We start from the raw sequence: 11,133 nt of genomic DNA, 5'->3' as shown, positions 1-11,133 counted from the left end.
AATGAATAAACAAGTATTTCAATTCCTAAAAAACTATTCTACAGATCCTGTTTTAGTAAATCGCTTAATAGTTACGTCATTTCTAAACTATAATAATTTATCACTTGAAAAAAATGAGTTATTACTTTATAACAAAATAAACCAAGGCAACACTATTGAATTAAAAGTACTTAAAGAATTTGAAGAGGTACTCAATAACTATATTACTAAGTTTTCCTTTGAAAATCTAATTGAACTGTTTGAGTTTGTAATCTCACCGACAGAAAAAATTGTTAATGGAGCGATCTACACGCCAGAGTTTATTAGAAATTTTATTGTAAATAAACAATTCGAGCTAGTTTCGGCTGATCTTAGAAAGGTTAAATGTTGCGATATTTCATGTGGTTGTGGAGGATTTTTATTAACCATAACAAATCACCTACGATTAAATACGGAGCACAGTTTTAAGGAAATTTTTAAGGAAAATATCTACGGTCTTGATATTGCCGCCTATAGTGTTGAGAGAGCAAAAATCTTATTGTCTCTTTTCGCATTATCGAGTGGTGAAGACGAAAATTTTGACTTTAATCTATATACAGGTAATGCTCTTTCATTCGATTGGTTTAAAGCTAGCAAACCTATTCGGGCAAATGGGGGATTTGATCTTATTTCGGGTAATCCCCCGTATGTGGCATCGCGTAACATGGAACAAGAATCCCTTGATTTAATGTCTAATTGGAGTGTAGCTAAATCAGGGCATCCAGATTTATATATTCCATTCTTTCAAATTGGATATCACTTTTTAAAAAGTAAAGGAATTCTCGGTTACATTACCGTTAATACTTTTATTAAAAGTATTAATGGTCGAGCGCTTCGATTATTCTTAGGATCTGAAAAACCTCTATTTCACTTTATAAATTTTGCAGGCGAGCAAATATTTAAAGGCCGAAATACTTACACTTGCCTATGTTTCATTTCCAAAAATCCTGGGTCTATCAAATACCTTCAAACAGAATCTTCTAATTTAGAAAATATTACAGAAGAAGTATTGCAAGTTTTTGATTATAAAGATTTAGATCACTTTAGTGGGTGGAACTTGACAAATTCGATAGTTACAGACTCTTTTATCAAACAAATTGAAAATACTGGCATAAAGCTTAAGGACAAGTTCTTAACTCGAAATGGCATTGCAACATTGAAAAATGATTCCTATAAATTTACACCTGTCGGGGAGACTAAAAAACATTATATCTTCTTAAAAAATCAAATTTCTTTTAAAATCGAAAGAGAGGTGTGTAGAGATATAATAAATGCAAATAAAATCAAAGACGAAAATGATTTGCAAGAAATGTTGGAGAAGATTATCTTTCCATATGAAGTTGACAATCATGGTAAATTGCAGATAATTCCTGAAGACAAGTTAAAATCAAGATTTCCAAATTGCTATTTGTATTTATTAACGCAGAAGGAAATTCTTGCCACTAGAGATAAAGGACTAAAAAATTATGAAGAATGGTATGCTTACGGCAGAAGGCAATCGATGGATATTAATTCATTAAAATTATTTTTCCCGCATATAACAACTAAGCCAAGGTTCATTATTTCTGATGATCTAGATTTGTTATTTTATAATGGAATTGCAATTATTTCAGATGACCTCCAGGAACTAAAGTTTTTGAAAGTCATTTTGGAGTCCGACATATTTTATAAATATATTTTACTGACTACAAAAAATTATTCATCCGGTTTCCTATCAATGAGTAAAAATTATATTAAAAATTTTGGGATTTTAGATGTTACTGAAGACGTCAAAATAAAAATAATAAATTCCTCCGATCCCAATAAGCTTTTAAATAAATTATACGGTTTGGTTAAATCGTAATAAAAAACTTTATAATTTTGCTAAAAGAATCTCATTTGTTACCTTTGCTCAACACAAATTAGTTCTTCAAAACAAACTAAAAGAGTTCAAAGAATATGGTTACCGTTTCGGTTACCCATTTCGAAAAACGATAATTTAAGCCAACTGAGGCGTATTTTAATAATAAAATTGATCCCAGCGGGATCACAAAAGAAAAGCTAATCGCAAGATTAGCTTTTTTTGTTTAAGCAGGATCCCCGCCCTGATGAACTGTTTTTAATCATGCGTCAGCACGACCTCCAAAAATTTCACTGCCTCTCCCCCAACAATATTTTTTGCAAGAAGTTCCACAGATTGCTTTCCTAATGGCAAGTCTATTTGTCCGAGTCTAATCGAATTTCCTCGTCCACTTGTTGGAGATGACGGATCAATTGAAAAATCAAATGCTTTCCCGCCTATTTTTAAGACCATATCCCCGCCAGTATTTCCAACATCCTTGACATAGCGTACCGAAACATTAAATCGTGCTGGTTCCAACACATTGATGTTCCATCCGAGATATTGATTCCGATTTTTCCATCCGGATACATAATAACGGTCTCTTTTGCCATCTCCAAATTTCATCGGATCCCCATACTGTTTCGCATAGAAAGACAGTAAACGATTTTCAGTGACCTGTGCATCCACATAAATTAGATCATTGGATTCAGGCGCAGCTATATCCTGTTTTAACTGAACAACAATAACTTCATCTGCTGCATCAGCAGCTATTTGATCCAATGGGATATGAAGCCCCACAGCATCTGAATTATACCCTTTGATGCTCTTCTTTGAAGACAATAATGAGATGGATCTGACACCGGCTGTAAGACCTCCTACAGTCAATTGCTCTCCTTTTGGCCGATTAAAAACATGCAGATACAATATATTCTTTCTTTTTGTGATCACCCCCCATTGTTGACGAGGTAAAGGAGAAGGTTCCACATCGATGACACTTTCCTTATTCTTCGCCATCCATGCAGCAATTCCTTCCAAAATAGTCACATCCGGTTCATCGAAACTACCATCGCCTTTGGGACCGATATTTAATAAAATATTCCCACCCATAGCCTTAGCTTTCGCCAACAACTGGATAAAATGGGCGGTTGGTTTATGAGTCATATCTGTTGACGAATAGCCATATGAATCATTGGTCGTTGGGATAGCCTCCCAATAAGCCCCATTAGAAACAGGATAGAACTCTTCTGGCCGATCAGCGGTATTTAAATAATCGCCATAATTCCTACCCTCTGTACGCGCTAATCGCCCGTTAACAACAATCCTAGGATCAGCATCCCGGATTGCTTTCAGAATCCTTAAATTTTCCGACAAAGGCAGCTTATGTGGCGTATCAAACCACAGTAAATCGGGCTGATATTTATGGATCAGTTCCTGTATTTGTGGAATTGCTTTTTCATCTACATAACGTTTTGCTTTGGGCAACCACTCCGGATGGTTGTCAAACCAGTTTGCTCCACCCAAAAGCTTATCTCCGCCCGGGTTTCTATAATCCCAGTCATTCCCCGGCGCATTGGGGTCTTCCCAATCGAACGCATGGGAATAGTAAAATCCAAACAACAAGCCATGCTTATGGCACGCCTTCGCAAGTTCCGCCATTGGATCTCGTTTGAAAGCAGTGCTCTTGGTAGAATAGGCGCTGGCATACTGCGACGGGTACATTGCAAAACCATCATGATGTTTAGCCGTGATGATAAAGTATTTCATACCCGCATTTTTAGCTAAGATCACCCATTCTTCTGCATTAAATTTTTCAGGATTAAATCTTGTGGCCGATTCCAGGTATTCCTGACGGGGAATTTGCATGACACGCATAAGATGCTCAGCATATCCACCTCCTTTCTTCCCCTTCCAGATATTACCATATTGTGAATAAATGCCCCAGTGGACAAACATTCCAAAAGAGGCCTCTTTCCATTTTTTGATACGCTGCTCCTGTCCCACTACAGATTCTTTCCACCAGCCTGCTTCGGCAGCGGATATTGCGTTTCTATCCCTCGTGCTCGGGTCATTAAACATATCTGCGGCTTCATTCCCCTTATTTACATTCTGAACCTGCCCCATCACCATCGTTACAGCGGTTGAAAGCATTAGAATAAGGCAATACCTGATTTTTATCATAAATTTCGATATTATAATTGTCTCCAATAGCTGAACTAATGCTTTGAGAAAGACAATAGTTCAACAGATAAATTTATATTACCTTCAAAAATAACTCAAAAAGCTAAAGATAAGGTGCAATTTTTGTTCATTTTAGAGGAGTAACAACCAAAGTCAGAAAAAAATAAAACCTATCCGCATCTGTAGTGTTTATTTTATACTATAAACTTAAGGAGTCATGAGCAATCCCTCAGATTATTGGCATGTTCAAATAGGATCTACGGCCAATACCAGTGAAATCTTTATCGAAGTTACCAAAGACGGTCCGTATATTTTACACGGGCAGGTACCCTTTCATTTGCAATATATTATTCCAGATCGACAGGGCGTCTCCAGATCCTATGAAAACGGCGAATCTTTTAAACTTGAAAAAGACACCTATTTATGTCGCTGTGGGCTGTCTAAAGATAAGCCCTTTTGTGACAACTCTCATGAGCAGGCTAGGTCTTTTGGTGTCGACTTGACCGATACGGCGACACTACATGATTCGCTCCAAACAGCGGAAATTATTGAAGGGCCTGTATTTTCCCTCAGCGACGATGAAAAACTATGCGCATATGCACGTTTCTGTGACCAAGGGAGAAGAATTTGGAATGAGATATCCTATAGCGATGAAAACTCTTTAGAAGGCGCCATAAATATGGCCCATTACTGTCCCAGTGGCAGACTGCTTGTATGGAACCAGGAAAATGCTCCCATCGAAGAAAATACCGTAGCCGAGGTCGGTCTCATTGAAGACGTATTGAATCAGTGTAGTGGGCCTATCGCTCTTTGGGGCGGAATTCCTGTAAAAAGCAGCAACGGCAGGTACTATGAAGTCCGAAACCGCCAGACCCTTTGTCGTTGTGGGCAATCATCGAACAAACCATTTTGCGATGGCACACATGCCTCAATGGAATTTCAGGATGGACTCAGTAAGTACACACAAAAATAGCAGATACAAGTTATCGGTATTTATACAATATTTGTTTAAAATTCAGAACATGGAAAAGTTAACCGCAAAAGCAAGTATTCAGATCCAAAAACCCATCAATGAAGTTTTTGAAGCCATCGTTGATCCCAACAAAATGAATCACTATTTTATTAAATCCTCAACAGGCCGTCTGGAGACCGGAAAAACTGTTGAATGGAATTTCCCTGAGTTCCCCGACAGTTTTCCTGTAACCGGAAAAACAATCCGTCCAGACGACTATATTTCCTTTGATTGGAGTGGCGGATTAGCAAATCAACTGGTTGAAATCAGCTTATCTTCCTTCGGCGAGGGGTCCACTGTTGTCAAAATTACAGAACATGAAATGAACAACGATGAGGAAGGCATTTTGATTATGATGCGTCAGACCGAAGGGTGGGCAAATTTTCTAGCCTGTATGAAGGCCTACCTCGAATATAATATCAATCTTCGGAAGGGTGCTTTTGATTTTATGTTTTAACAGAAATAAAAAATGGCGGTAAATAAAACCTCTTATATCGAAAAGAGCGTCGATGATTTTATTCAGGATATACCTGATATACAAAAGCGGGACGACAGCATCCAATTGGTACAATTGATGCAATCTGTCTCAAACGAAGCACCGAAGATGTTTGGCGAATCCATCATTGGCTTTGGACAGTATTACTATAAATATGCCAGCGGGCATGAAGGGTCTGCACCCTTAATCGGGTTCAGCCCCCGCAAAGCTACCATTTCACTTTATGTATATACCGGACTTGAAGAACATCGACCACTAGTGGAACAACTGGGCAAATATAAAATAGGTAAAGCCTGCATTTACATTAAAAAACTGAGTGACATCAATACGGAACATCTGACCACATTAATGCAAGAGACCATCCAATTTATAACTACCAAATACAGCAGGATCAAGAATTAGACACAAGATTATGACAAGTAGCGTTTCAACAATTGACGAGTATATTGACCAATTCGAAGGGGACAAGAAGACCTATCTCAATCAAGTACGGCAGCTGATTGCTGAAGTAGTCCCAGCTGAAGCCACAGAAACCATTTCTTATCAGATGCCTACTTTCCGATTTAATGGCAATCTGATCCATTTTGCAATGAATAAACAGCATCTCGGCCTATACCCTGGACCTGATGCCATCACGCATTTCGCGGCAGAACTTAAAGATTTTAAAACATCAAAAGGAGCAATACAGATTCCGATTGACCAACCCTTACCAGAAAAAATCATTCGTGATATTGTCGCCTTTAATATCGAAAAACTTAAGGATAAACAAGGCCCTAACTGGCATAAAAGCAGAGGAAATTGGCTAGAAGCTGAAGAACTGATGCAACAGATTATGCTAAAAACCACACTGAAAAAAGAATTCAAATGGGGCAGTGACATCTATACACACAAAGGGAAAAATGTTATCGGATGGGGTGGTTTCAAAAACTTCTTTTCCCTATGGTTCTATAATGGTGTATTTTTAGAAGATAAGGAAAATGTCTTGATCAGCGCCTCCGAAGGTAAAACCAAAGCACTTCGACAATGGCGTTTTCAGCATGTCAGCGAAATGGATAGCACCAAAATCGAGGCTTATATCCAAGAATCTATTCGAACAATTGACGAGGGAAAAGAAATTAAACCCACCAAAAGCGAAGCAATACCTCCTTCTGGAATTCTTTTGGAAGCACTTCATTCAGATCAGGTATTTCATGATCACTTCAAGGCCCTCACACCAGGAAAACAAAAAGAATATATTCAGTATATCGACGAAGCGAAACAGGAAAAAACCAAATTATCCCGTCTGGATAAAATCAAACCACTGATTACTGCAAATAAAGGATTACACGATAAATATAAATAAGTGAATTTTAAACTAAAAATCGACGCTCATGGAAAATTCAATTATACCGTCCCTATGGTTTGATCAGAATGCGAAGGAAGCTTTTGATTTATACTGCCAGACTTTTCCAAACAGTCATATCGAAAGTAACTCCCCGATCGTTGTCGAGGCACTGCTTAATGGCGTAAAATTTATCGGCATCAATGGAGGGCCGATGTTTAAGCCAAATCCATCCATATCATTTATGGTGATCTGTGAATCAGCCGAAGAGATTGATCGCATCTGGAAGACATTATCAGTAGACGGAAACGTACTGATGCCACTAAACAGCTATCCCTGGAGTGCTTATTATGGCTGGGTAGCGGACAAATACGGTGTAAACTGGCAGTTATACCAAGGCAACGTAAGTGACACAAACCAACAAGCAATCGTCCCTACGCTAATGTATTGCGGGCCTCAGCAAGGTAAATGCGAAACCGCAGTTCAGTTCTATGAAGAACTATTCAAAGATTTTCACAGCAACGGTATTTTACGTTATCCGGAAGGCGATTATAAAGGGGAAATCCAGCACACTCAATTTCTTGTCAATGGATTTACCTTAATGGCCATGGATAGCGGAGTCGCTCAAGACTTTACGTTTAGTGAAGGTATTTCCCTCACCATCCTCTGCCAGGATCAAGCTGAAATTGACTATTACTGGAATCGTATTACACAGCAGGGACAAGAGAGCATGTGTGGATGGTGTAAAGATGAATTCGGCGTGAGTTGGCAAATTGTGCCAACGCAAATTGCCACATATCTTCAAAATCCAGGAGCTGGAGAAGCCTTAATGAAAATGAAAAAAATCATTATCAAAGACTTGATCGGATAATTTTATTGAAGACAACAGCATTCCACGGTATAGATTGGGATAGATAAAAAACGGGAGCATCCAAAAAGGTTGGATACTCCCGTTTTTCATTAATATCATTCGTCTACAATCTCCTTTTAGAAATTCAATTTCAGGAGAGTTCGCTTTTAATTTTTGAACAGTTCTGGTTATGCGTTTACCTGCAACGCCACTGCATATAATTTCATCTGTTTGATCATCGACAATAAACCATTGGCCCGTGTTGGCGACAAGTGTTCTTTTAAACCGATTTCATCAACGAAATACAGGTCTGCATCGACAATCTCTTTTGCAGTATGTCCCGACAGCACTTTGACCATCAGACTGACCAAACCTTTAGTGATAATCGCGTCGCTATCTGCTGTAAAAAACACCTTTCCATCTTTCACTTCCGGATACAACCATACCTTAGACTGACAGCCCTTGATAATATATTCTTCTGTCTTGTATTGCTCATCAATTAAAGGAACTTCCTTGCCCAATTGGATGATATACTCATATTTTTCCATCCAATCTGTAAAGAAAGCAAAATCTTCAACTAATTCGTTTTGTATTTCATTAATTGTCATAATCGTTTTTATTACACTAACATATTGACCGCGCGTTGAATACCCGCCACCAAGATATCTATTTCTTCTTTTGTGTTATAAAGTGCCAACGAAGCCCGGATCGTTCCAGGGATACCAAAGCGATCCATTACAGGCTGAGCACAGTGGTGTCCAGTTCGCACAGCAATACCCAATTTATCCAAAATTACTCCTACATCATAAGGATGTGTACCTTCAATGATAAATGAAATAACAGAACATTTTTGATCTGCAGTACCTATAAATTTCATCCCTGGGATCTGCGACAATTTTTCCAATGCATACTCCAGCAACTCGTGTTCGTAAGCCTCAATATTTTTTAAGCCAATCGAATTGATATAGTCTATTGCCTCATTCAAACAGATCCCCGCTTCAATATTCGGAGTCCCCGCTTCAAATTTAAAAGGCAATTCATTATAGGTTGTCTTTTCAAAAGTCACTTCTTTGATCATATCGCCACCGCCTTGATAAGGAGGCATTGCGTTTAACAGATCTTCCTTGCCATACAACACACCGACACCAGTTGGTCCATACATTTTATGGCCTGAGAAAACTAAAAAGTCAACATCAAGATCTTGCACATCAACCTGGATATGTTGGACAGCCTGCGCCGCATCTATCAATACGACAGCCCCATGCTTATGCGCAATCGAGATAATCTCTTTTACCGGATTGATCGTACCTAGTGCATTGGAGACATAAGTTACAGCAACCAGCTTCGTTCTTTCGTTAATGAGGTTTTGATAGGCGTCCATATCGAGCTCCCCCTTATCATTCATCGGAATAACACGGATCTTACAGCCTTTTTCATCACAAAGCATCTGCCAGGGAACAATATTGGAGTGGTGCTCCATTGCAGAAATAATAATTTCATCTCCCGCGTGGATAAATGCTCTGCCATAGCAAGTCGCAACCAAATTGATACTATCGGTCGTCCCCTTGGTAATAATCACTTGCTTGTCTTCAGGCGCATTGATAAAAGATTGAAGTTTTTTACGAGTCACCTCAAAAGCATCTGTCGATATCTGGCTGAGGTAGTGAACTCCACGATGTACATTACTATTCATATCTGTATAATAATGTGCAATGGAATTGATTACCGCATTAGGCTTTTGCGTTGTCGCACCATTGTCCAGATAAACCAAAGGCTTGCCATTTACCTCTCTTTTTAGAATAGGAAAATCTGCACGTATTTTATCTATATTATATTTTTCCAAAGTCGTCTAAATAATTTATACAAAGTTAATAGTATTTTATCGAATACAGGGCCGACAATCTGTTTTTTATGTCATTATCAATCTTCCAAGTTACCTGACCGACCAAAATAAAAAGTGGCTCAATACTATTAAAGAACCACTTTTTGTAGGTCATTTGCCATTTTTTACAATTATATCTTGCTTTTATAATTTATTGATGCTATTTATTTACCTTTGTATTGATATGCAAGAATTACCTCTAAATTTACCAGAAGGCTCACGTAAAGAAGTGATGGCCTACTTGGAGCCTTTCATGTTGAATGAAATGAGCGAATACCTGAAGCCTGTAGAAGAAATGTGGCAACCTGCTGATTTCCTTCCGGACGCTTCAAGGGATACTTTTTTTGAGGAAATAAGAGATTTACAGGAAAGCGCCAAAGAACTATCCTATGACCTAGTTGCGGTATTAGTTGGTGATACGATTACCGAAGAGGCCCTTCCAACTTACGAATCTTGGCTGACAATGGTTGAAGATGTGGATAAAAACGAACAAGGTGGATGGATGAAATGGGTTCGTGCATGGACTGCAGAAGAAAACCGTCACGGCGATCTATTGAACAAATACCTCTATCTGTCGGGTAGAATAGATATGCGTCAGTTTGAGATGTCTACACAATATTTGATTCAAGATGGTTTCGATATCGGCACTGGTGCTGATCCTTACCGTAACTTTATATATACATCATTCCAGGAACTTGCAACCAACGTATCCCATCGTCGGGTGTCGGGACTTTCTAAAAAAGGTGGTGATAAGCTTCTGGCAAAGATGTGTGGTGTCATTGCTTCGGATGAAGCACGCCATGCCAAAGCATATATGTCTTTCATATCAAAGGCCATGACAGTAGATGCAAGCGAAGTAATGATTGCATTTGAAGATATGATGCGCAAAAAGATTGTCATGCCCGCACAGTTTTTAAGAGAAGCAGGCGAACCTCAGGGCGAAGCTTTCGCACACTTTTCCGATGCTGCACAGCGACTAGGTGTGTATACTGCATTGGATTATGTCGATATCTTGAAAGAACTTAATAATGAGTGGAAAATTGATCAAGTTACAGGTCTAAATGAGAAAGGTGAGAAAGCAAGAGACTACCTCTTAAAATTACCGGATCGCTTGACTAGATTAGCTGACCGCATGAAGATTCCTGAAAAAGATTATAAATTCAAATGGATTTACGGATAAACAAAAAAGCTTGACTATTTCTGGTCAAGCTTTTTTGTTTATCCTATTTCCTATAGATAATGAACATCGAAATATTCTTTATTTACTTTGTTGCCGGATGTATGATTGTAAATATTGTAAAACATTAATCATACTCCCCCTTAGGCCATTTCTCTCCATACACAAGCAATTCAAAAATGTATATATATTAAATACAAAAGGATGTTTATTTTTAAAATAATACGTTTTCATATATATTAATTCGATCTATTTGAATTTAAAAAACATATATATGACATCAAATACATACCATATAGATCATTTTTCGAAACGAAGTCCGAGTATTTTAGATTATTCGGTTATCCTTCGACTATACTACGGGACATATTTATCCC

General features: G+C 38.2%; 10 protein-coding genes. 7 read left to right on the top strand and 3 right to left on the bottom strand.

Going from position 1 to position 11,133, the window contains the following annotated elements; genetic code table 11:
* Position 1: 1 nt before the first annotated feature.
* Complete coding sequence (locus DFQ12_RS12600; RefSeq protein WP_120259420.1) at positions 2-1,861, top strand: HsdM family class I SAM-dependent methyltransferase; 1,860 nt, start codon at positions 2-4, stop codon at positions 1,859-1,861.
* Between the two features lie 255 nt (positions 1,862-2,116).
* Here DFQ12_RS12600 and DFQ12_RS12595 read toward each other — a convergent pair whose 3' ends face one another.
* Positions 2,117-4,018 carry an alpha-L-fucosidase gene (locus tag DFQ12_RS12595; protein ID WP_244211736.1) on the bottom strand — a complete coding sequence of 634 codons (1,902 nt, stop codon included), beginning with the start codon at positions 4,016-4,018 and terminating at the stop codon, positions 2,117-2,119.
* A gap of 217 nt (positions 4,019-4,235) precedes the next feature.
* On the opposite strand from DFQ12_RS12595, the gene DFQ12_RS12590 reads away from it, so the two are divergent.
* From DFQ12_RS12590 to DFQ12_RS12565, 5 genes are read left to right on the top strand one after another with little or no spacing between them, the layout of a single operon-like run.
* Positions 4,236-4,991, top strand: coding sequence for a CDGSH iron-sulfur domain-containing protein (locus DFQ12_RS12590; protein WP_120259419.1), 756 nt, complete (start codon positions 4,236-4,238; stop codon positions 4,989-4,991).
* 49 nt (positions 4,992-5,040) lie between these two features.
* A complete protein-coding gene (locus DFQ12_RS12585) occupies positions 5,041-5,487 on the top strand; it encodes an SRPBCC domain-containing protein (RefSeq protein ID WP_077437466.1) in 447 nt (148 codons plus the stop codon).
* 12 nt (positions 5,488-5,499) lie between these two features.
* Positions 5,500-5,928, top strand: a complete 429-nt coding sequence (locus tag DFQ12_RS12580; protein WP_120259418.1) for a DUF1801 domain-containing protein — start codon at positions 5,500-5,502, stop codon at positions 5,926-5,928.
* A 10-nt stretch (positions 5,929-5,938) separates the two neighbouring features.
* Positions 5,939-6,868 carry a DUF1801 domain-containing protein gene (locus DFQ12_RS28295; RefSeq protein ID WP_208642546.1) on the top strand — a complete coding sequence of 310 codons (930 nt, stop codon included), beginning with the start codon at positions 5,939-5,941 and terminating at the stop codon, positions 6,866-6,868.
* Between the two features lie 28 nt (positions 6,869-6,896).
* The gene (locus tag DFQ12_RS12565; protein WP_120259417.1) at positions 6,897-7,718 is read left to right on the top strand and encodes a VOC family protein; all 822 of its coding nucleotides are present in this window, start codon (positions 6,897-6,899) and stop codon (positions 7,716-7,718) included.
* A gap of 167 nt (positions 7,719-7,885) precedes the next feature.
* Here DFQ12_RS12565 and DFQ12_RS12560 read toward each other — a convergent pair whose 3' ends face one another.
* Complete coding sequence (locus tag DFQ12_RS12560; RefSeq protein ID WP_120259416.1) at positions 7,886-8,305, bottom strand: SufE family protein; 420 nt, start codon at positions 8,303-8,305, stop codon at positions 7,886-7,888.
* Between the two features lie 11 nt (positions 8,306-8,316).
* Positions 8,317-9,540 (bottom strand): cysteine desulfurase, encoded by a 1,224-nt coding sequence (locus DFQ12_RS12555; RefSeq protein ID WP_120259415.1) that lies wholly within the window; start codon positions 9,538-9,540, stop codon positions 8,317-8,319.
* 223 nt (positions 9,541-9,763) lie between these two features.
* On the opposite strand from DFQ12_RS12555, the gene DFQ12_RS12550 reads away from it, so the two are divergent.
* The gene (locus DFQ12_RS12550) at positions 9,764-10,759 is read left to right on the top strand and encodes an acyl-ACP desaturase (protein ID WP_120259999.1); all 996 of its coding nucleotides are present in this window, start codon (positions 9,764-9,766) and stop codon (positions 10,757-10,759) included.
* Positions 10,760-11,133 lie beyond the last annotated feature (374 nt).

This window comes from Sphingobacterium detergens, from assembly GCF_003610355.1.
GTDB classification, from domain to species: Bacteria; Bacteroidota; Bacteroidia; order Sphingobacteriales; family Sphingobacteriaceae; genus Sphingobacterium; species Sphingobacterium detergens.
Note: the sequence above shows the minus strand (reverse complement) of the source record. Positions and strands in the feature narration are given on the sequence as shown.

Excerpts from the sequence above, each read along its gene's own strand:
- DFQ12_RS12585 (WP_077437466.1), top strand. The coding sequence starts at position 5,041 with ATGGAAAAGTTAACCGCAAAAGCAAGTATTCAGATCCAAAAACCCATC.
- DFQ12_RS12590 (WP_120259419.1), top strand. The coding sequence starts at position 4,236 with ATGAGCAATCCCTCAGATTATTGGCATGTTCAAATAGGATCTACGGCC.
- DFQ12_RS12550 (WP_120259999.1), top strand. The coding sequence starts at position 9,764 with ATGCAAGAATTACCTCTAAATTTACCAGAAGGCTCACGTAAAGAAGTG.
- DFQ12_RS12600 (WP_120259420.1), top strand. The coding sequence starts at position 2 with ATGAATAAACAAGTATTTCAATTCCTAAAAAACTATTCTACAGATCCT.
- DFQ12_RS12580 (WP_120259418.1), top strand. The coding sequence starts at position 5,500 with ATGGCGGTAAATAAAACCTCTTATATCGAAAAGAGCGTCGATGATTTT.
- DFQ12_RS12560 (WP_120259416.1), bottom strand. The coding sequence starts at position 8,305 with ATGACAATTAATGAAATACAAAACGAATTAGTTGAAGATTTTGCTTTC.
- DFQ12_RS12565 (WP_120259417.1), top strand. The coding sequence starts at position 6,897 with ATGGAAAATTCAATTATACCGTCCCTATGGTTTGATCAGAATGCGAAG.
- DFQ12_RS28295 (WP_208642546.1), top strand. The coding sequence starts at position 5,939 with ATGACAAGTAGCGTTTCAACAATTGACGAGTATATTGACCAATTCGAA.
- DFQ12_RS12595 (WP_244211736.1), bottom strand. The coding sequence starts at position 4,018 with ATGATAAAAATCAGGTATTGCCTTATTCTAATGCTTTCAACCGCTGTA.